The sequence below is a fragment of the Pseudomonas viridiflava genome (assembly GCF_001642795.1).
Lineage (GTDB): Bacteria > Pseudomonadota > Gammaproteobacteria > Pseudomonadales > Pseudomonadaceae > Aquipseudomonas > Aquipseudomonas viridiflava.
Genome location: NZ_LKEH01000021.1, coordinates 30186 through 50640 on the forward strand (window position 1 = coordinate 30186; position 20455 = coordinate 50640).

The 20455-nt window shown below is 60.4% G+C and carries 22 protein-coding genes; 9 read left to right on the forward strand and 13 right to left on the reverse strand.

The window, feature by feature from the left end:
- The first annotated feature begins 328 nt into the window (after positions 1 to 328).
- Genes AO065_RS08190 through AO065_RS08205 form a run of 4 tightly spaced genes read left to right on the forward strand, consistent with a single transcriptional unit; the run spans position 329 to position 3481 of the window.
- On the forward strand, positions 329 to 1726 hold the full coding sequence (locus tag AO065_RS08190; protein WP_004886859.1) for a COG3014 family protein: 1398 nt from the start codon (positions 329 to 331) through the stop codon (positions 1724 to 1726).
- A gap of 13 nt (positions 1727 to 1739) precedes the next feature.
- On the forward strand, positions 1740 to 2111 hold the full coding sequence (locus AO065_RS08195; protein WP_004886863.1) for a YcfL family putative periplasmic lipoprotein: 372 nt from the start codon (positions 1740 to 1742) through the stop codon (positions 2109 to 2111).
- 38 nt (positions 2112 to 2149) lie between these two features.
- On the forward strand, positions 2150 to 2737 hold the full coding sequence (lpoB, locus tag AO065_RS08200) for a penicillin-binding protein activator LpoB (protein WP_004886866.1): 588 nt from the start codon (positions 2150 to 2152) through the stop codon (positions 2735 to 2737).
- Positions 2738 to 2740: 3 nt separating this feature from the next.
- Entirely contained in the window at positions 2741 to 3481 is a 741-nt protein-coding gene (locus tag AO065_RS08205; protein WP_004886867.1) for a hypothetical protein, read from the forward strand.
- A gap of 72 nt (positions 3482 to 3553) precedes the next feature.
- Here the strand turns inward: AO065_RS08205 and AO065_RS08210 are convergent, their stop codons facing one another.
- The 3 genes from AO065_RS08210 to AO065_RS08220 form a co-directional block, all read right to left on the reverse strand.
- Entirely contained in the window at positions 3554 to 4186 is a 633-nt protein-coding gene (locus tag AO065_RS08210) for a LysE family transporter (RefSeq protein WP_004886868.1), read from the reverse strand.
- 67 nt (positions 4187 to 4253) lie between these two features.
- Positions 4254 to 4847 (reverse strand): mechanosensitive ion channel family protein, encoded by a 594-nt coding sequence (locus AO065_RS08215; RefSeq protein WP_004886871.1) that lies wholly within the window; start codon positions 4845 to 4847, stop codon positions 4254 to 4256.
- Positions 4847 to 6757: an ATP-binding cassette domain-containing protein gene (locus AO065_RS08220; protein ID WP_004886874.1), complete on the reverse strand. Its 1911-nt coding sequence runs from the start codon at positions 6755 to 6757 to the stop codon at positions 4847 to 4849. Before AO065_RS08220 ends, AO065_RS08215 begins: the two co-directional genes overlap by 1 nt.
- A gap of 46 nt (positions 6758 to 6803) precedes the next feature.
- Here AO065_RS08220 and AO065_RS08225 point away from each other — a divergent pair, with 46 nt between their 5' ends.
- Complete coding sequence (locus AO065_RS08225) at positions 6804 to 7274, forward strand: TIGR02444 family protein (protein WP_004886876.1); 471 nt, start codon at positions 6804 to 6806, stop codon at positions 7272 to 7274.
- Here AO065_RS08225 and AO065_RS08230 read toward each other — a convergent pair.
- Positions 7271 to 8269 carry an AlgP family protein gene (locus AO065_RS08230; RefSeq protein WP_004886878.1) on the reverse strand — a complete coding sequence of 333 codons (999 nt, stop codon included), beginning with the start codon at positions 8267 to 8269 and terminating at the stop codon, positions 7271 to 7273. The two genes, AO065_RS08225 and AO065_RS08230, sit on opposite strands and share 4 nt — an antisense overlap.
- A gap of 216 nt (positions 8270 to 8485) precedes the next feature.
- On the opposite strand from AO065_RS08230, the gene AO065_RS08240 reads away from it, so the two are divergent.
- Entirely contained in the window at positions 8486 to 9160 is a 675-nt protein-coding gene (locus AO065_RS08240; protein WP_004886880.1) for an FKBP-type peptidyl-prolyl cis-trans isomerase, read from the forward strand.
- A gap of 68 nt (positions 9161 to 9228) precedes the next feature.
- On the opposite strand, the gene AO065_RS08245 is transcribed toward AO065_RS08240, so the two are convergent.
- The 8 genes from AO065_RS08245 to AO065_RS08280 form a co-directional block, all read right to left on the reverse strand.
- Entirely contained in the window at positions 9229 to 9702 is a 474-nt protein-coding gene (locus AO065_RS08245) for an Rsd/AlgQ family anti-sigma factor (protein ID WP_004886882.1), read from the reverse strand.
- A gap of 172 nt (positions 9703 to 9874) precedes the next feature.
- On the reverse strand, positions 9875 to 10390 hold the full coding sequence (locus AO065_RS08250) for a disulfide bond formation protein B (protein ID WP_004886884.1): 516 nt from the start codon (positions 10388 to 10390) through the stop codon (positions 9875 to 9877).
- Between the two features lie 230 nt (positions 10391 to 10620).
- Positions 10621 to 11865, reverse strand: coding sequence for a heme biosynthesis protein HemY (locus tag AO065_RS08255; RefSeq protein WP_004886886.1), 1245 nt, complete (start codon positions 11863 to 11865; stop codon positions 10621 to 10623).
- Entirely contained in the window at positions 11862 to 12980 is a 1119-nt protein-coding gene (locus tag AO065_RS27270) for a uroporphyrinogen-III C-methyltransferase (protein WP_004886887.1), read from the reverse strand. Before AO065_RS27270 ends, AO065_RS08255 begins: the two co-directional genes overlap by 4 nt.
- Positions 12981 to 13031: 51 nt before the next feature.
- Positions 13032 to 13808, reverse strand: a complete 777-nt coding sequence (locus tag AO065_RS27275; RefSeq protein WP_004886890.1) for a uroporphyrinogen-III synthase — start codon at positions 13806 to 13808, stop codon at positions 13032 to 13034.
- Positions 13805 to 14746 carry a hydroxymethylbilane synthase gene (hemC, locus tag AO065_RS08270; RefSeq protein ID WP_004886892.1) on the reverse strand — a complete coding sequence of 314 codons (942 nt, stop codon included), beginning with the start codon at positions 14744 to 14746 and terminating at the stop codon, positions 13805 to 13807. The genes AO065_RS27275 and hemC overlap by 4 nt, the downstream gene beginning before the upstream one ends.
- A 227-nt stretch (positions 14747 to 14973) precedes the next feature.
- Positions 14974 to 15720, reverse strand: a complete 747-nt coding sequence (locus AO065_RS08275; RefSeq protein ID WP_004886893.1) for a LytR/AlgR family response regulator transcription factor — start codon at positions 15718 to 15720, stop codon at positions 14974 to 14976.
- Positions 15717 to 16799, reverse strand: a complete 1083-nt coding sequence (locus tag AO065_RS08280; RefSeq protein ID WP_004886895.1) for a sensor histidine kinase — start codon at positions 16797 to 16799, stop codon at positions 15717 to 15719. The genes AO065_RS08275 and AO065_RS08280 overlap by 4 nt, the downstream gene beginning before the upstream one ends.
- Positions 16800 to 16933: 134 nt before the next feature.
- Here AO065_RS08280 and argH point away from each other — a divergent pair, with 134 nt between their 5' ends.
- Positions 16934 to 18328, forward strand: a complete 1395-nt coding sequence (argH, locus tag AO065_RS08285; protein ID WP_004886897.1) for an argininosuccinate lyase — start codon at positions 16934 to 16936, stop codon at positions 18326 to 18328.
- Between the two features lie 435 nt (positions 18329 to 18763).
- On the opposite strand, the gene AO065_RS08290 is transcribed toward argH, so the two are convergent.
- Positions 18764 to 19429 carry a glutathione S-transferase family protein gene (locus tag AO065_RS08290; protein ID WP_004887378.1) on the reverse strand — a complete coding sequence of 222 codons (666 nt, stop codon included), beginning with the start codon at positions 19427 to 19429 and terminating at the stop codon, positions 18764 to 18766.
- 195 nt (positions 19430 to 19624) lie between these two features.
- On the opposite strand from AO065_RS08290, the gene AO065_RS08295 reads away from it, so the two are divergent.
- Both AO065_RS08295 and AO065_RS08300 read left to right on the forward strand, forming a co-directional pair.
- On the forward strand, positions 19625 to 19900 hold the full coding sequence (locus AO065_RS08295) for a hypothetical protein (RefSeq protein WP_004887379.1): 276 nt from the start codon (positions 19625 to 19627) through the stop codon (positions 19898 to 19900).
- A 217-nt stretch (positions 19901 to 20117) separates the two neighbouring features.
- Positions 20118 to 20366 carry a TIGR02647 family protein gene (locus tag AO065_RS08300; protein ID WP_004887382.1) on the forward strand — a complete coding sequence of 83 codons (249 nt, stop codon included), beginning with the start codon at positions 20118 to 20120 and terminating at the stop codon, positions 20364 to 20366.
- Positions 20367 to 20455: the final 89 nt, after the last annotated feature.

Consider the following 20455-nt stretch of genomic DNA (forward strand, 5'->3'; position numbering starts at 1 on the left):
GCGTTGCATTGTTCACGTCAATCAGACGCTACTCAATACTCCGGACGCTTTTTTGTTACAGAGTTTTACGACAGCGCGCAGTTACTTCTTTAAAACGGCAGTCCCCCCTTGAAGTCTGCGCTGCTCAGACCCCGCTCAAGCGGTAGGAAATGTCTGTAATCCCTGTGAGATATCAAAAAGCCATTGCTCTACGCATTCGGAAGCTTATAATCCCGCGCCCGCACCGCTGGATCCAATCAGGCGAAGCGGTCTTAAGCTTCGAACAGCTCCTGTTCGGTCATCTGGATTTCGATAGCCCCACGGCTGTCACCTAAGGGAATAGAACGTCATGCCTTCTCGTGCCTTGACTGCGCTCGCGCTGATTTCCGCTGTTCAACTGGCAGGCTGCTCTGCCTTTCGCAACTACGACACCGAGCTGCAACAAACCAATCAGCAGCTGGTCAGCGGCAATGTGGACGCAGCGATCGGCACGCTGGAAAAGAACAACACCGGTGAAGACAAGGACCTTCTCTACTACTTCGAGAAGGGCGAGTTGTTGCGCGCCAAGGGTGACTTCGCTGGCAGCCAGACGGCCTGGCGTGCTGCCGATCTGGTGGTGTTCAGGTGGGAAGAATCGGTCAAGCTCGACACCGACAAATACCTCGCGCAGTTCGGCAGCTTCCTGATCAACGACAAGGTGCGCCGCTACGAAGGCTATGACTATGAAAAGGTCATGCTCACCACCCAGATGGCGCTCAACCAGCTGGCGCGCAACGATTTTGACGGTGCCCGCACCGAGATCAAGAAGACGCACGAGCGCGAAGCGGTCATCGCCGAGCTGCGCGACAAGGAATACCTCAAGAGCGAGCAGGAAGCCGAGAACCGGGGCGTGAAGACCGAATTCAAGGACCTGCGCGGCTACCCTGTCGCCTCGCTGGACGCCCCTGAAGTCGTCAGCCTGAAGAACAGCTACCAGAGCGCGTTCAGCCATTACCTGTCCGGTTTTGTCTATGAAGCGCTCGGCGAGAAAGGCCTGGCAGCACCGGGTTACCGCAAGGCCGCCGAACTGCGCCCCAACACGCCGTTGCTGGAACAGGCCCTCAAGGACCTTGATGCGGCAGCCAGCAAGGACGGCAACAGTGAAGTGCTGATTGTCGTGCAGAGCGGCTTTGCCCCGGCACGCGACTCGGTCAGTATTCCGTTGCCACTGCCCATCAGCGGCAATCTGGTCATCACACCGCTGTCGTTCCCGGTCATCAAACCGGACACCACGACTCCCGCGTTCAACCAGATCACGCTGGACGGCCAGCCGCTGAACCTGACGCTGCTCAACAGCACCACCGACATGTCTCGCCGGGCACTGCGTGACGACATGCCGGGCATTATCCTGCGCACCACCGTGCGCGCCATCACCCGCGGCGTGGCTCAAAAACAGATCAACGAGACCAACCCGCTGGCCGGTCTGGCCGTCGGTATCGCCTCGGCCATCACCGAAGGCGCCGACACCCGCACCTGGCGCACGTTGCCGGACAACACACTGGTGGCGCGCCTGCGCCTGACTCAGGGTGAGCATCAGATCATCCTGCCCAACGCACTGGGCGGCTCGCATGTCCGCGTCAAGGTCGACCAGCGCTATCAGGTGATCCCGCTGCGTGCGCTGGGCAGTCAGGTCTATGCGGGCAGTCTGGCCGCTCAGGTCATGCCGTCGAACGTTCCGCAAGCCATTGCCACCGCCAAACAACCCTGATCGGAGATTTTCCATGCGCATGAAGATTCTTGGCGCGCTGACCGTCGCACTGCTTGCGGGCTGCGCGACACCACCACCGCCCGCGCCGGGCAGCGCTGCAAGCAAAGTGGTGTCCATGGGCGATACCCAATACATCGAAGTCGGCGCCATGCGCGTCGCGCGCGAAAACGGCTTTCTGACCGTCAAGGCGCAACTGACCAACACCAGCAGCCGCAACAGGATGATGTATTACCGCTTTGCCTGGCTGGGCAATGACGGCTTCCCGGTTGCCGATGAGGAAAGCTGGAAAAGCATGACGCTGTATGGCTCGCAAAGCACTGTGCTGCCTGCCATCGCGCCGGTCCCCCGCGCGACCGATTTCCGCATCGAAATCAACACGCCTTGATCCGCACACCTATTCGCCCAGTTCTGGAGAACGTCTCAATGTTCACACGCTTCTGCTCCATCGCCGCCGTCGCCCTGCTGGTTACCGGGTGTGCCAACAACTCGCCCGGTCTGGGCAGCAAGAACATCAGCTACGGCGACACCAAGGCCGTCGAAACCGTGACCAACGAGTTCGGCTCTACCGATCTGCAGATGATCGCCGAAAGCATGACCCGCTCCCTGGCTCAGTCCGGCACCCTGCAGGGTCGCCCGGTGGTTCAGGTCTACGACGTGAAGAACAAGACCAGCGAGTACATCGATACCCGCGAGATCACCACGTCGATCAAGACCCAGTTGATGAAAAGCGGCACCGCACGCTTTGCCAGCGACGACAACCAGATGCAGAACCAGGTTGATCAGCTCAAGCTGCAGAACCAGAGCGGCCTGTACAAGAAGACCACTGTCGCCAAGACCGGCAACATGGTCGCTGCCAAATACCGTCTGGAAGGCTCGATCAGCTCCATCGTCAAGCGCAGCAGCGACTACAAGGATGTCTTCTACAAATTCAGCCTGCAGTTGATCGACGTTGAAAGCGGTCTGGCCGAATGGATGGACGAGAAAGAAATTCGTAAAACCACGGAGCGTTAATCGATGCGCGCATGGATCGGCATTATCGGCATGGCTTGCGCTTTCGCAGCGCAGGCCGCGCCAAAGATCGCGGTCACGGACCTGGCCTATCAGGAACGCGTGGAGCAGTACATCCACACTGTGTCGGCACGCAGCAACATGCAGGCCAACTATTACAGCGCCAGCGGCTCGTCCAGTTACGACGAATACGAGTCGCGCACCAGCTACATCGAGCAGACCGAACTGCGCAAATTCAGCGGCGACATCAAGGGCGAGATCATCAAGTCCGGGATGTTCCAGCTGGTGCAGGCCACGCCGTACACCGCCGGGTCCAAGGAAGACGTTTACGACGTCATCAAGCGCATCAAGAACGGCAGCTTCAAGGGCGCGGACTACGTGCTGTTCGGCACCGTCTCGGACATCGATTTCCAGCAGGATATCGGTGAGATCGCCAATACCAACTCGCATTCGGCCATTCTGGGCCTGACGCTGGTGGCGGATTTCAGCCTGATCAATACGCGCACCTATGAAGTCACCTCAGCCTTCACCGCAATGGGCGAAGGCCAGGACACCAAGCTGGTGAATGGCCGGGACATCAAGGTCTCGCTCAACCGCCCTCGGGTGGTTCGCGATGTCTCGAAATCGATAGGCGAAGACGTGGCCCGCCAGCTGCGAGAGCAACTGCGCGGCGAGGTGGAATACACCGGGCAACAGCCGCAGCACAACAACCTGCCGAGAGACGAGGCGCCTAAAATTCTGCGCTGAGGCGAGGATTAAAGGTCCTTTAAAACCGTCGCGAGCCGCTCGAGCCAAACGAGCGCGCTCGCGATGCTTCTATCACGCCGTACCGCGATGCAATGTCGCGAGGAAAGCCGCGGCCCCCACGAACAGACTGGCAAAGCTACGATTCAGACGACGCTGCTGACGCGGGGTTTTCAGTGCGCGCAGGACTTTCGAGGCAAGCCCGGTGTAGCCCGCCATCACGATCAGATCCACGACCACCATGGTGGCCGCGATGATCACGTACTGGATCAGCATCGGTGCGGCCGGATCAACGAACTGCGGCAGGATCGCCAGCATGAACACCAGTGCCTTGGGGTTACTGATGTTGACCAGAAAGCCACGCAGCACCAGCCTCCAGATACTGCCGACGGGACGAGCCGTTGGCCCGTCGGAGAGGTCCATGGGCAGCGCTCGCCATTGCTTGATGCCCAGGTAGACCAGATACGCCACGCCGAACCACTTGATCAACGTGAACGCCAGCTCCGACGCAGCAAGCACAGCGCCAAGGCCCGCCGCGACGATCGCAATCTGTGCCACCAGCGCAATCTGTAGGCCGAGTGCATTCCAGTAACCGCGCAGAAAGCCGTATTGCAGGCCGCACGACATCGAGGCGATAGCGCCTGCACCGGGAGAAAGACTGATAATCCAGCAGGCCGCAAAGAAGCCCAGCCACGTTTCAAGCGCCATCACGCACCTCAAGCAGAATCGAATGTCCGCTAAATTAGTGCGTAATGGTCTGCGTGACCAATGATTTCTAGTCCTGCTCGTCCTGCGGGGTCGGATTGGCTGACTGAGGATACAGTTCACTCCCGCGCCAGCGGCGGACCGACTTCTGGAAGAACTGGCTGTTGGGCACCTGGACAAGCGCACCGCCCGCTTCGGGTGTTTCGATCAGGGTCGTGAACATCAGGTTGATTGCAACCACACGGCCCTTCACGCCCGGCTTGTCCAGCGTGTCGACCAGCTCGACCAGATCGCCAATGCGAAACGGCCCGATGGTGAAGATCAGGATCGCGCACAGCAGGTTGGACAGCACACTCCACATGGCGAAAAACGCCACCGCAGCAACCGCCACAAACCCGGACAAGGCCGTCCACAGCACCGTGGCTGAAACGCCGAGACGCCCCAGCACAAAGACGAAGGCACTGCCCATGATCAGCCAGCGCAGGCCGCCACGTACCGGCACCAGAAGCTCGGGCGGCAACGGGTAGCGCTCGCCCAAACCGGTCAGAAAACGTCCAACGACCCGCTGCAGCACATAACCTGCCAACAGAATCAGCAGGATCTGCAAACCCAGCAGTATCGGCTCTACCCAGTAAGCGGAGACTGGCAAACCCAACATCTCCATCACGACAAGGCTTCCAGCTCGGCCTGCATCGACTCCAGCAACTCCAGCGCCTGCATCCAGGCATCCTCCAGCTCGGACTCGCGTACTTTCAGCTTGGCCTGTTCGGCCAGCAGATCGCGCAGCTTGTCCTTGTTGGCGGCATCGTAGTTGGCGCTGTCGGCCAGTGCCTCTTCAACCTTGGCGAGCTTTTCATGCAGCGTGCCCAGATCGCGCTCCAGCTTGTCGGCCTCACGCTTGTGCGGGGCCAATTGCTGACGCAAGGCAGCGGCCTGCTGACGCTGGGCCTTCTTGTCAGTCTTGTCGGCGTTCACCGGTGTATTGCTGACCGGCGCATTGCGCAATCGATAGTCAGCCAGCCAGCGTGTGTAGTCGTCCAGATCGCCATCGAACTCCTGAACGCGACCGTCAGCCACGAGCAGGAAGTCGTCGGTGGTGCTTTTGAGCAAGTGCCGATCGTGGGAGACCACCAGTACCGCGCCGCCAAACTCCTGCAGCGCCATGGTCAGCGCGAGGCGCATTTCCAGATCCAGGTGGTTGGTGGGTTCGTCGAGCAGCAACAGGTTGGGCTTTTCCCAAGCGATCAGAGCCAGCGCCAGACGCGCCTTTTCGCCACCGGAGAAATTCAGCACCGGCTCGTCCAGACGCGCGCCGCGGAAGTCGAAACCGCCGAGGAAGTCGCGCAGGGTCTGCTCGCGCTCGGTCGGGGCCAAGCGCTGCAAGTGCAGCAACGGCGTGGCCTTGGCGTCCAGCGAATCGAGTTGATGCTGGGCAAAGTAGCCCACGGTCAGGTTCTCGCCGCGCACCAGTCGGCCGCTCTGAGGGGAGAGTTCGCCTGCCAGGTTTTTGATCAGCGTCGACTTGCCCGCGCCATTCGGCCCGAGCAGACCGATACGCGCGCCCGGCGTCAGTTGCAGCTTGACCTTCTCCAGGACGGTCTTGTCGCCGTAGCCCAGACGCGCTTCGGACAGGTCCAGCAGCGGGCTGGAGATCTTGTCGGACTCACGGAAAACAAAGTTGAAGGGTGAATCCACGTGCGCAGCGGACAGCTCTTCCATGCGTTCCAGTGCCTTGATCCGGCTCTGGGCCTGACGGGCCTTGGTGGCCTGGGCCTTGAAGCGCGCGATGTATTTTTCCATGTGCGCACGCTGCACCTGCTGCTTCTCGTAGGCCTGTTGCTGCTGGGCCAGACGTTCCGCACGGGCGCGCTCGAACGCGCTGTAGCCACCACGGTAGAGCGTGATCTTGCGCTGTTCGACATGTGCGATGTGATCGACCACGGCATCGAGAAAATCCCGGTCGTGGGAAATCAGCAGCAAAGTGCCCGGATAGCTTTTCAGCCAGTCTTCGAGCCACAAAATCGCGTCGAGGTCCAAGTGGTTGGTCGGTTCATCGAGCAGCAGCAGGTCCGATGGACACATCAGGGCCTGCGCCAGGTTCAGACGCATGCGCCAGCCACCCGAGAAGCTGCCGACCTCACGTTCCATCTGCTCGTTGGTGAACCCGAGGCCCGCCAGCAGCTTGCGAGCGCGAGCGTCGGCGGTATAACCGTCGGCGCTGTCGAGTTCCGAGTGCAGACGCGCCTGAGCGGCACCGTCCTGCGCCGCTTCGGCTTCAGCCAGCAAGCGCTGAACCTCGCGCAGACGCACGTCGCCGTCGAGCACGTAATCGACGCCAAGGCGTTCGAGCGTGTCGACCTCCTGACGCATATGAGCGATGCGCCAGTCAGCGGGCAACAGACAGTCACCGGCATCGGGCGTAAGCTCGCCGCGCAGCAAGGCGAACAGGCTGGATTTACCGGCGCCGTTGGCACCGATCAGACCGGCTTTATGGCCGGCGTGCAGGGTCAGCTCGGCGTCTTCTAGCAGACGTTGCGGACCACGCTGTAAGGTAAGGCTTTGAAGTCGAATCATAATGGCGGCGGAGTCTACCAGCTTCGTCCCGGACAGGGAGATCACTATGCCTACAGACCTCTGGAGTTTCACCCTGGATTTTTACGCCCGACCGGGTGTGGAACAGGCCTGTCTGACACTGCAAAGCAGCGGGGCCAACGTGTGTGCGGTGTTATGTGGCGTGTGGCTGGGGCTGCGCGGAGTGGAATGCAACACGCAACGATTGTCCGAAATCGGACAGTTGGCGACGCCGTGGCACGATGACGTCGTGCGGCCGCTGCGGGAAATGCGCACCCAGTGGCGGGCTGCAGCTCAGGATGACGCCGTTCTGGGCGAGCTGCGAAACAGGGTCAAGGCATTGGAACTGGAGGCCGAACACACGCTGCTGACCCGACTTGAGGCATTGACCCGCGACTGGCCAGATGCGAACAAAACGGATGTCGCCGGGTGGCTTGCGGGAATTGTCGAAAGCACGGCACAAAAAAGCCGCGATGCGCTGCAAGTGCTGCGCATCGCGGCTGATGTCACCGACGCTTAGGAAGCGCTGGTAGGCGTTGCGCCATTGGCCGCTGCCGGAGCAGGCGCGGCGGCTGGAGCTGCAGAAGCTGGCACTGCTGCCGGCTTGACCGCAGGCGTGGTGGACGCTGCAGGCTTGGCGGCTGCTGGTTTTGCAGCAGGCTTGGCAGCGGCTGGCTTGGCGGCGGCTTTCACCGGAGCCTTGGCAGGTGCTTTTGCCGGCGCCTTGACGGCGGCTGGCTTGGCAGCAGCGGGTGCCTTGGCAGTTGGAGCCTTGGATGCTGCTGGTTTCGCAGCTGCAGGCTTGGCCGGTGCCTTGGCGGCAGCGGGTTTGGCCGCTGTTTTCGCAGAAGCCGGTTTGGCCGCTGCTGTTTTTGCAGCAACCGGCTTGGCAGCAGCGGCGGGTTTCGCAGCAGCCTTGACCGGAGCTTTGGCAGCGACGGGCTTGGCGGCGGTTTTGGCCGCAGGCTTGGCAGCAGCTTTGGCAGGTGCCTTGGCAACAGGTGCTTTCGCTGCAGCAGCCTTGGCGGCAGGCGCTTTGGCTACCGGTGCCTTGGCAACGGTCTTGGCGGCAGGCTTGGCAGCAGCCGCTTTGGCCGGTACAGCAGGCTTGGCTTCGCGGGTGGTGAGGATCTTGCCGACGGCTTCCTTGACGCGACCAATGCCCTGGGCAAGCTTCAGGCTTTCCTGAGCATCACGCTTGAGGTGCAGAATGTAGGTACGGGTTTCAGTCTGACGGTCCTTGAGTGCATCCAGCAATTCTTCCAGTTCAGACACGGCGCTCTTGGCCTTGGTCTGCGCCTTGGCCTTACCGACCGTGGCGGCATCCTGCAACTTGGTGCGCGACTTGTGCAGTTTTTCCTGCGCTTTGCCACGTTGTTTTTCGAGCTTGGCGAGCAGTTTCTCGGCATCAGCCAAAGCTTGTGAGCAGGCGTCTTCCAGATGCTCGAGCAAGCTGCCCGATAGTTGTTGGAGCAAATGCAACGGAGTATTTACTGGCTTCTTTTTGGCCGACATGACTTACCTCCTGGCTGACGAAATTGCGGCTCATACTAGACTTCTGCTCGCACCGCCGCTAGGGCATCTTGACACCATGAACGACGCCCTGTTGCATGGTGAAAAAAATGATTGTCGGGCCTGTTTGCAGGTCTTTGCGAAATTCACCTTGCAAGACACGTCACCACAGGCGCTTGCACTGGCATAATCGCTGACTTCCCAGGCCGGAGAGCATCCATGTCGCGCTACCTGTTAACGTCGTTGTTTCTCTTGCTACCGCTGGCTCAGGCCACCGAAACCCCTCCGACCACAGATTCTCACGACCTTGCCTACAGCCTGGGCGCAAGCCTGGGTGAACGCTTGCATCAGGAGGTCCCGGACCTTGATCTGAAAGCGCTGGTCGATGGCTTGAAGCAGGCCTATCAGGGCAAGCCACTGGCACTCAAGCAGGAGCGTATCGACCAGATTCTGCGTGAGCACGATGCTGCCATGGCCCAGGCCGAGACCACGGGAACAGACGCGCCGACCGAAGCCGCGCTGGGTGCCGAAAAGCGTTTCATGGAGAGCGAGAAGGCCAAGCCGGGCGTCAAGGTGCTGGCTGACGGTATCCTGATGACGGAACTCACACCCGGCACAGGGCCGAAGCCGGACGTGAATGGCAGGGTGGAAGTGCGCTATGTGGGTCGCCTGCCGGACGGCACGATCTTCGACCAGAGCACACAGCCGCAGTGGTTCAGGCTCGACAGTGTAATCAGCGGCTGGACCAGCGCACTGCAAGGCATGCCGACCGGAGCAAAATGGCGGCTGGTGATTCCATCGGATCAGGCGTACGGCGCAGAAGGCGCAGGCGACCTGATCGACCCGTTCACGCCACTGGTGTTCGAGATCGAGCTGATCGCCGTTTCACAGTAATCCGCACCCGCAGAAACGCGAAAGGGTGCAAAAGCACCCTTGGCAACCCCATGGACATCAGGAAACGATCAGGCCTGAACGGCGGCCTCTTCCTTGTGTGAGGTGTGCAACACTTCGATCAGGCAGTCTTCAAGCTCGAAGCGCTCATGCAACAGACCGCCCAGCTTGTTGAATTCCTTTGCCACGACCGAGCAGTCCGAGCAGTCACCCTTGTCACAGCGGTCATTGAACGCCAGCGCCAGCTCAGTAATGACATTCAGACGCGGGTAGAGGGTATCCGCCAGCTCAAGCCCGCGCTCGTCATTGAAAGCCTTGGCTTCATTGCCCAGCTGTTCGTAGACCTCGAAATGACCGGCCGAAACGTAGTCGACCAGAATTCCGCAAAAGTTCTGCAATGCCGCGCGATCAGCTGCGAGCGCTTCGGGCGTATCGCCCAACGCATCGTAGGCATTGATCAGTTCACGGCGGCACTCCAACCAGCGGTCAATCAACAGATTGACACCACCCCAGCGTTCCTGAGCATTCTGACAACTTTCCAGCATGATGTTCTCTCTTCCCTTCAGGGGCATGCGGTCCTGTGCCGGCCTTAGTCATTTAAGGGCCTGGCCTGATGAAAGCGTCAGGACAGCATACTTCCAATGACGCGTGCGGCTCAGATTATGCCCGCTCGACGAGGCCATCAAGGTACGCAGGAGATAAAGTTCATACAAGCGTTTAATAGTCGGTCCGACTTCCGGCAGATATCCAGCGGCTCAATTCGCTGAAAAGCGGATACAACGGCAGCAGCGCCAGACCGACAAATGCCAGCAGACTCCATTCGGGAAGACTCAGGCCGAACAGCGACCAGGTGATTTGCGCGCAAACCGCAGCATTGACGTGGAAGCTGTCGTTCCACCGGCCCGGGGAGAGGCTGTCGAGCGCGGCGAACACCGGTATCAGCTCATCTGCCGATGCCGTTTGCAGCCAGACCTGAAAACCCGCCATGGCCGCACCGACCAGTGCGACCACCAGCAACGTCACACAGTAGCGGTGCCAGCCGGTCGCGCCGGGTGAATGACAGGCTGCTACCAGCGTGAGCACACCGCAACTGACCATCGCCGCCCGCTGCGAGAGGCAGAGCAGACAAGGTTCAAGGCCGAAGGCGTGTTGCAGGTAAAGCACGGCGGCAATGATCAGCGCACAGGTCAGAAATGCCAGAAAGAACAACGAACGCGTGCGAGCCAGGTGCATGGCGAATCCGTAACAAAAGACGAGGCGTTAACGGTAGAGGAAAGGGCCCGGCGCTTTCAAGGCGACGTCGTACAGATACGTCGCCGCAAAATGTGGAAACAACACACGTGAAGATAGGGCTTCTTAACGAGTTGGCGTAGGAATGTTCGTACTTTGCACGGACGGGTTTTGAACGTTGGCATTGGCATGCATGAGCCCTGCTTTCTGCCAGGGCTCATGCATGTGAAACATCAGACGCCGCTGAGCGCGGGTAACGGCCTTGTCAGAAGTCGCTCGTCGAGCAGGCCCAGCCCTTCCTGAAAGAGCTGGTTGCTGCGATCCGTTTCACCCAGTTGAGCAAGCAACCGCGCCAGCTCGGCGCAGGTTTCCGGGTTACGCTCCAGACGCAGGCTGCTTTCCAGATAGTCGCGAGCCTTGCCCCAAAGCCGGCTTTGCAGGCAGATACGACCCAGGCTCAACAGCAGGCTCGGATCGCTCGGATGGTGCTTGAGCCAACCTTCTGCTGTCTGCAGCTGCTTAGCCGGATCACCGCCACGTACTAGCCCGTACAACCGGGCCAGATGGCTGCTGTAGTCGCGCTTGAGAGCAGAGCGCAGCACTTCTTCAGCCTGCGCCTCGGCGCCGAGACGACGCAACTGATCGGCATACGCCAGTATCAGTTGCGGCTCCTGACGTTGTGCGGAGGACAGCCCTTGCCAGGCTTTTTCAAGCGAAGGCAGACCGGTCAACGCGCCTTCACCTTCTTCACGGTAGGCCGCCAGCGTAAGGTTTTCACCCCAGGCACGACGTTCCAGTTCAGCGAGCTCACGAGGCGGCAATACCTTGTCCTTGCGAAGCTCCGGCATCAGACGAATCAACGCCGACCAGTCACCGCGCTGCTGGTACAGCCGCTGCAACTGGCGTAGCACCTGAGGATTATGCGGGTGACGCTCGTGCATGGCCTGCAGCGTGGTCAATGCACCATCGGTGTCCCCACGATCCTGTTGCAACTGCGCGTGGTTCAGGGCAATCGCCAGTTCCGCCTGCGGCTGGCGAGTCAGTGCGCGCTCAAGCAGATTGTCACAATCTTCATAACGACCCTGCTCGTTGGCCGCTCGCGCAGCGCCGATGTAGTACAACAGTGGATGAGCGTCGGCCTCGGCGGCACGGTGCAGATGACGTTGTGCACTGGACCAGCGACCCTCGGCAAGGTCCATCTGGCCCTGCTCGATTGCGATCTGGACACGGCGGCGGCGATTGCGACGCGACCATGGGTTGACCAGACCGCCCGATGTGGTCAGCAGGTTGATGACCAGACGGATGAGCAGGATCACCAGCAGGAAGGCGACCAGCAGCGCCAGCGTCGCCCACAGGCTCGATTCATAACGGAAGTTCTGGTACGCGATCAGGACGTACCCGGAATGCTCGGCGATGGCGACACCGATCAGCGCCGCAGCAGCGATGGCGATGAACAGCAGTACATAGAATCGCTTCATGGGCTGGTCCCTCGCATCGCCTCGGCAGGCTGGCCTGACGCGTGACGACGCTCGAGGTACGCCTGAACGGCACTCAGGCTCTGCGCCAGATCAGGCGTCTTCACAGCTACAGGCTGCGCAGCGACGGCATCCAGACGCGCGCCCAGCAGTTTGCCTTGCGGGTCGTCCTGATTGAAGTTGGATTGCAGCACGCTCTTGGCCTCGGCCAGCGCACGGGAATACACCTCGGGCTCGCCATTGAGCGCCGCCCACTGCGCCTGCTCGAGAGCCAGACTCAGGGCCAGACGGACTTGGGCAAGGCTCTGCCCCGCCAGAACCGGGCGAATGTCCTTGTCAGCGTTGAAATCGATACGGAAGTAATGGGAAAGCTGCGCCCACCAGCGCGACCATGTGCTGTCTTCACTGGCATCGGTCAGGCCCGGCAGGGTATCGCCCTTGTCTTCATATTCCGGCGCCAGCTTGTTGAGCTGTACCGCCTGATCACGCAGTGCGGCCAGTTGCAGGAACAGCCCGGTACGGTCCGGCTGATCGAGACTGCGTAGGGCACCCAGGCTTTTGGCGAGTTGTTCGCGTGCGGCAAACGAGCCCGGATCGTCCTGCTCGCGCAGGATTTCGTCGGCACCCTGCACCAGGGCCTCGGCGCTGTTGATGTCCTGCAAAGCGGAAAGACGCAGGCTGGCCAGACGCAGCAAGTGCTCGGCCTCGGCCAGACGCCAGTCCTTGCGGCTGGCACCAAGGACTGTTTCCAGACGCTGGCTCAGACGCTGCTGGTCGCCCTGCAACTGCGCCACCAGACGGCGGCTGTCTTCAAGCTGATCGGCCGGCGGAAACTGCGCAAGACGAGCTGTCAGCTGCTGGTCACTCTGGGCCAGCGCCAGCGTCTGCTCGGCAATGTCCTGGACCTCGCCGCGCTGCTGCTGATGCCCGGCCTGCAACATGCGCAGTTGCCAAACGCCCCAGCCTGCAACGGCCACGCCTGCAATACCCAGCAAGAGGGCCAGGATCACCAGGCCGCTGCTGCGATTGCCCGAACGCTCGGGGCGCACAGGTTCAGGGGTGGAGGCCGGTGTTTTGACTACCGATTCATCGTCTTTAGGCAAGGCAGTTTCGCTCACGTATCCCATCCTTTGCATGTTGGCGTAATAGCGTAAACGACAAAGAGTCGATCAATACGCCTCGACGGCAGGCTGAGGTCGATCCCGCAACGCTGCCAGCAGTGCCCCGGCGCTCGCGCCATGGCAATCAATCACATTCAGAGCCCCGGCAGCACGAGCCATCTCGGCCACTCGGGGACTGGGTACAAACAACGGCAGACCTGCCAGATCCGGCCAGCGCTCACCTGCCAGCGCGAGCAGATGCTCAAAACCCTGCCCACTGCTGACCACCAGCCCGTTCAAGCGTTCCAACTCGACACGTTGCGGCAGTGCCGAGGCAGGGTACTGTGGCAGATAACGACGGTACAGCGGCAGGTAATCGACTGTCACACCCTGTTCGCGCAAACGCTCGGCCAACAGCTCGCGTCCCTCGTCACCCCGCATGATCAGCACACGACTGCCCGGAACGGCAATCGCCGCCTGCAATCGCGGCAGATCCAGCAGGGCTTCGCTGTCATCGCCCAGCTCGGGCCAACTGACATCCAGACCATAGTCGATCAGTATCTGCCCGGTCGCGGCGCCGACACTGAACCAGGGCTGAATCGGCGGCTGGGGCCAGACTTCGTCGATCAGTTCGATGGCCAGACGGGCAGCCGGCTTGCTGACCACAATGACGGCACAGTAATTGAGCAGCTCGAAAATGATCGAGTGCTGGGCAGGCGTCAACGGCAGCGGTTCGGTTTCAAGCAGAGGCAGGCTGCTGCTGAAGATACCGGCGTCGGCCAACGTACTGGCCAGCGCCGCCGATTCCTCGGCAGGGCGGGTCAGCAGCAGACGCCAGTTGCTCATTCGTCTGCAGCCTCGCCGTAGACGGCCTTGAGGATTTTTGCCGCCCCCTGGGCCAGAAGCGCTTCGGCAACCTCCACACCCAACGCCTGCGCCGCAGTCTGTGGGGCACGGGCTTCTGCGCGCAGCAGCAACCTACCGGAAGGATCTCCGACCATGCCACGCAACCAGACCTGATCGTCTTCAAGCACGGCGTAGCAGGCAATCGGCACCTGGCAGCCACCATTGAGGTGCTTGTTCAGCGCACGCTCGGCAATCACGCGCACGGCAGTGTCTTCGTGATGCAAGGGCGCAAGCAGCGCATGAATCTGCGCATCGACACTGCGGCATTCGATGCCTACCGCGCCCTGGCCGCCGGCAGGAAGACTGTCTTCAACGCTGATCGCCGAGGTGATGCGGTCCTCGAACCCGAGGCGGATCAGACCGGCCGCGGCCAGAATGATCGCGTCGTATTCGCCCGAGTCCAGCTTGGCCAGACGCGTATTGACGTTGCCGCGCAGGAAGTGAATCGTCAGGTCGGGACGACGCGCCAGCAACTGGGACTGGCGACGCAGACTGGACGTCCCGACGATGCTGCCGGCAGGCAGATCTTCCAGGCTGGCAAAGGTGTTGGACACGAATGCATCGCGGGCGTCTTCGCGCTCGCAGATGCAGAACAGCCCGAGGCCGTCCGGGAAGTCCATCGGCACGTCTTTCATCGAGTGCACGGCGATGTCCGCCTCATTTTCGAGAAGCGCCGTTTCGAGCTCCTTGACGAACAGCCCCTTGCCGCCGATTTTCGACAACGGCGAGTCCAGCAGCTTGTCGCCGCGACTGACCATTGGTACCAGCGTCACGACCAGGCCGGGATGGGCTTTCTCCAGACGTGCTTTGACATATTCGGCCTGCCAGAGGGCCAACGCGCTCTTGCGGGTAGCGATGCGGATTTCGCGAGAAGACATTGAACGATCCGTACTGGGTAGATGCGACGGATAATAACAGCTCAGCCGGACAGCTTCAGCGTTGACCGAAAACGATTGCCAGCCCGCCTGCAGGTATCAGAACCACAGACTGGGCTCAATGAAAATGGGAGGTGGATTGTTCGCGGAGAACCGGAAAACCCAGGGTCTGGAATCCAACGCCAGGACCATGGCTCGGTTTTCGCGAGCAAACCCGTGCAACGGAGTTTCTACAGCGTTTGCATCATTTTGCGTACACCCGCCACATGACGACGGCTGACGATCAGGGCATCACCACCCAGCCCTCTGAGGAACAGCTGAAAGTGCCCCAGCGGCGTGCGTTGCAGGCGTTCGATCCGCTCCCGCGCCACCAGTGCATTGCGATGGATACGCACGAACCGATCACCGAATTCGTCTTCCAGCGCCTTGAGTGGCTCGTCCAGAAGAACTTCGCCGCCCTCGTGACGCAGGGTCACGTATTTATGGTCAGCGATGAAATAGATCACCTGGTCCAACGGGATCAGTTCGATACCTTTGCGGGTACGCGCACTGATATGAGTCCGCGGGCCATTTCCGCTTTCGGCTGCGGGTCGGGTCATGGCGGCCAGTTGCACGCGATTGGGCCGCTCGGCCTTCCTCAACGCCTCGATAAGATGCTCGGGACGCACAGGCTTTACCAGGTAACCGACAGCGCTGACCTGGAAAGCATCCAGCGCGAACTCGTCGTGTGCGGTGCAGAAAACCACGGCGGGAGGTGCTTCGCGCTCGCACAGCCTGGCGGCGACCTGCAAGCCGTCCATACCCGGCATACGGATGTCCAGCAGCACGACATCCGGCTTGAGATTATCGATCAGCGCCAATGCTTCATCACCATTTGTGGCGCTGGGTTCTAGTACCCGGTAACCCTCGAGTTCGCCGACCAATCGGCTCAGTCGCTCGCGGGCCAGGGGTTCGTCATCAACGATCAGGACATTCATATAGCTCTGGCTTCCTGCGTGAGTCTCGCACAAGGATAGCGTAGACAGGTGTAGTGACGACCGTCACGGCGCTCCACGCTCAGACTGGCGTACGGGCCAAAAAGTGCCGTAATGCGCGCACCGATATTCGTCAGGGCCTGTTGAGTACCGTTGGAAGTCTGCCGAGTGGCAACTTCTTCATAGGGATTGCTGACACGCAATATGAACTCTCCCTCTCTATAGTCTGCTTCGACTGTTACTACACCCCCTTCGACTCGCGGGGCAATGCCATAGATCAAAGCGTTTTCAAGTAATGGCTGCAAGGTTAGCTGGGGAATCGGCAAGTCATCAGGAATTGCGCTCACCCTCCAGTCCAACTGTAGACGCTCGCCGAGACGATATTGCTCAATCGATAAATATCGTTTTGCCAAAGCCAGCTCCTCGCTCCACGTAACAAGGCTGCCGGGCTTGGCCAGACTGGCGCGAAAAAGGTCGGAAAGATCCAGCACCGCCTGCTCGGCCTTGACTGGATTGCTGGCCACCAGGCTCGCGATGCTGTTGAGCGTATTGAACAGAAAGTGCGGCCGGATACGCGCCTGCAACGACTCGATCCTGGCCTGGAGCTCGCCCTGCTGCTGCTTGCGCCACTGACTCTGCAGATAAAAGTAGCGCAACATCAGGGCCGACATGATCAGCGCAATCATCGAATAGCGAATGTACCGATCCACCATGCCGCCCACCGTGATACTGCCGGTGAGCTGACACACGTCGGTGACCGCCGTGCACAGCAGCGTCAGACCGACCACCAACAGACACCCGAGCAGACCCGCAAGTCCCGGCGAAAGACGGGCCAGCCAGGGCCGCAGGCCGCACAGCAAGGCGGCGGACAGCAGCACGATCCATTGCACGAACAGCGACATCAGTGCCAGCCGCACCCAATCGAACCCCGTGCGCATCGGCTCGACCAGCACCAGAACCAGTACCAACAGTTCGGCCAGCACCACGAGCACGAGCAGCGCCTGCGGCAGGCACAGTTCGGGGAGGAAGAATTCTTTGCCGGGAGCACGCCCGGTGTCACGCTTTACAGGATGATCTCGCATCGACTCAGTCTCAGCTCTGGCAGGGCCAGCGGCAAGCCATCCGGAAATAAAAAAGTGTCAACCCTGTTATCATCGCAACCGCCTTTGTGCCACGTATCGGGCACGCCACTTTCCGTAGAGCAACGAGCGAATCCATGAGCACCGACAAGACCAATCAGTCCTGGGGCGGCCGCTTCAGTGAACCCGTCGACGCGTTCGTCGCGCGCTTCACTGCCTCCGTCACCTTCGACCAGCGCCTGTATCGCCACGACATCATGGGCTCTATCGCCCACGCCACGATGCTGGCCAAGGTAGGCGTTCTGACTGACGCCGAGCGCGACACGATCATCGATGGCCTGAAGACCATTCAGACCGAGATCGAGGCAGGGACTTTCGACTGGCGCGTCGACCTGGAAGACGTGCACATGAACATCGAAGCGCGCCTGACCGACCGCATCGGCATCACCGGCAAGAAACTGCACACCGGTCGCAGCCGCAACGATCAGGTGGCTACGGACATTCGCCTGTGGCTGCGTGACGAAATCGACCTGATCCTGATCGAGATCACTCGCCTGCAGCAGGGCCTGCTGGGTCAGGCCGAGCGTGAAGCCGACACCATCATGCCGGGCTTTACCCATTTGCAGACCGCACAGCCGGTCACGTTCGGTCACCATATGCTGGCCTGGTTCGAAATGCTCAGCCGTGACTACGAACGTCTGGTTGATTGCCGCAAGCGTCTGAACCGCATGCCGCTGGGCAGCGCTGCGCTGGCAGGCACCACCTACCCGATCGACCGCGAGCTGACCTGCAAGCTGCTGGGTTTCGATGCTGTGGGCGGCAACTCGCTGGACGGCGTGTCGGATCGCGACTTCGCTATCGAATTCTGTGCAGCAGCCTCCGTGGCGATGATGCACCTGTCGCGTTTCTCCGAAGAACTGGTGCTGTGGACCAGCGCGCAATTCCAGTTCATCGACTTGCCGGATCGTTTCTGCACCGGCAGCTCGATCATGCCGCAGAAGAAGAATCCGGATGTTCCAGAACTGGTACGCGGCAAGAGCGGCCGCGTATTTGGCGCCCTGATGGGCCTGCTGACCCTGATGAAAGGCCAGCCGCTGGCTTACAACAAGGACAATCAGGAAGACAAGGAGCCGCTGTTCGACGCAGCCGATACCTTGCGCGACTCACTGCGTGCGTTCGCCGACATGATCCCCGCCATCAAGCCGAAACACGCCATCATGCGCGAAGCGGCTCTGCGCGGCTTCTCGACCGCAACCGACCTGGCCGACTACCTGGTGCGCCGTGGCCTGCCGTTCCGTGATTGCCACGAGATCGTTGGCCACGCCGTGAAGTATGGCGTCGAAACCGGCAAGGACCTGGCTGAGATGAGCCTGGACGAGCTGCGTCAGTTCAGCGATCAGATCGAACAGGACGTGTTCGCCGTACTGACCCTGGAAGGCTCGGTGAATGCACGCGACCACATCGGCGGCACCGCTCCCGGACAGGTCCGCGCGGCGGTGGTTCGCGGACAGGAGCTGCTGGCGGGTCGTTGATAGCTGATCAAGGCCATGTTCTGCGCTCATCGTTATACACAAGTCCGCAGACGCGCAAAACGGGGGCAAAAACGAAAGTGACTGACTGAATGCATACCCCGTGGGAGGCGGCTTGCCGGCGATGGCGTCAGTTCAGTCANATAACGCTGAGCGCAAGCATGGGCATGATCGGCGTGCTTGAGGTCACGCTGATCGTTCCTACGCTCCGCGTGGGAATGCCGCTCAGGACGCTCCGCGTCCGCACCTGAATGTGGCGCAGATGCGTGGCCAAGCTCCAGCGTTACCCACGTCATGCGCTCGGCTCACTGAGTCCGCAATCTGTGCCATTTGTGACGCGGAGCGTCACGGGAGGCATGCCCACGCGGAGCGATGGGCACGATCAGNATGTATAACGCTGAGCGCAGGAGCATGGGAACGATAAGGTTCTTACCCTGCCTACAGCCCCGCTGGCCTCACCCGCGCCATGAACGTTGGCCAGTCCGCTTCTTTGTCTGCCGCCACTCTCTGCACATTCGGATTCAATGCCAGGCGCTCCAGCAAGGCTTGCGCTTTCGGCATGTCGCCCAGAAAGTCCAGATCGAACAATCGCTCGCCTACCTGCTGGGCCAGGTCGATGCTGTACAGAAAATACACATCCGCAACGCTGAACTGCTCGCCCGCTACGTAAGGCGCAAAGCGCGCACGCTGGGCCAGTGCGGCAATGCCCTTGATCAGGTCACGACGCGCCTTGGCCTTCAGATCCGGCGGTGTGGGCCTGCCACCGAAGATCACTTCGGCGTAGCAGACCCGCGCAGGCAACTCGATGTAGAGCTCGATTTCCTTGGCGATGGTCCAGACCTGGGCCCGCGCGAAGGGGTCGGCAGGCAGTAACGGTCGGTCCGGACAGGTCTCTTCGATGTAACGCAGGATGACGTCCGTCTCGCTGATGAAGCCATCCGGCGCTCCCAGCACCGGGACCTTGCCGCGCGCACTGACGGCGAGCACATCGGGGTTCTGGCAGCCAAACAGCGGCACTTCCTGAAACGGCAACTGCTTCTCCAGCAGCGCCAGCTTGACCATATTAAAATAATTGCTTGAGGCAAATCCGTAAAGTTTCAGCATCTCCGGTCTCCTTGACCTGACTGTCGACTGCCCATTGCAGATGCGTGAAACCCTATAGATTTACCTTTATGAATCAATGATTTATATCAAATACGGATAGTTACAAGACGCTTCCTACGCCTATCTTCCTCTGGTCTTACGAATGCCCCCTCGGAAGAATCCGGTTAGACTGCGCGCCTTACCCGAGGAATGACCATGACCGACGCCATCGACAATGATGAAGAAGAATTCGCTGCTTCGACCTTGATCGAAGCCATCGAAAACCAGATCGAGGCCGACAATCCGCCTGCGGCCAAAGCCACGCTCAACAAGCTGACGCTGGTGGGCTATGAACGCGACGACATTCTCGAAATGATGGCCCACGTACTGGCCATCGAGATCGACGCCTTGCTGGAGCAGGACCGCCCGTTCGATACCGAATGGTACGAAGCCGCCCTGCGTGCGCTGCCGGAATTGCCGCCAGAAAAATAACCGGCCGACCGGATAAAAACCCCTCAGATATATGCTGCAAAGTTTCCAGACGCTGGACTACACTGCAAAAGCCCCGCTGCCGCTAAATCCTCCGGGGCTCTCACGCCAAGCCGGCTTTAGCGGTCATCCAGAACCGACAGCGCAGCACGGACATGTCGATTCCAGAGCACACCCGCAGCCTGCGAGGTCGTACTACTACAAAAAGTCTGGAGCACCTATGTCGTATACCCCTGAGTTGGTTGCCGAACTGGAAATCCTTGCACTGTTCAACCTGGGCAATACCCAGGAAGGCCTCAAAGTCCACCACGTGGCGGCCCCGACAGCCATTGCAGCTGCTAAAAGACTCTTTGAAAAAGGACTGACGACCCAGGTCGATGGCGGCTATCTCACGAGCCTGGGCCTTGAAGCTGCCGAGCACGCCCAATCGTTGCTGACCATTCTGAACGTATCCCGAGAAGCGGCCTGAGTGCCCTGAGGGCTTGCGCGCAAAAACTGCGCGACAAGCCCTTTATTTATTGCGGTCACGGTCGATATAGAAAATTGGCGCCAGAATAA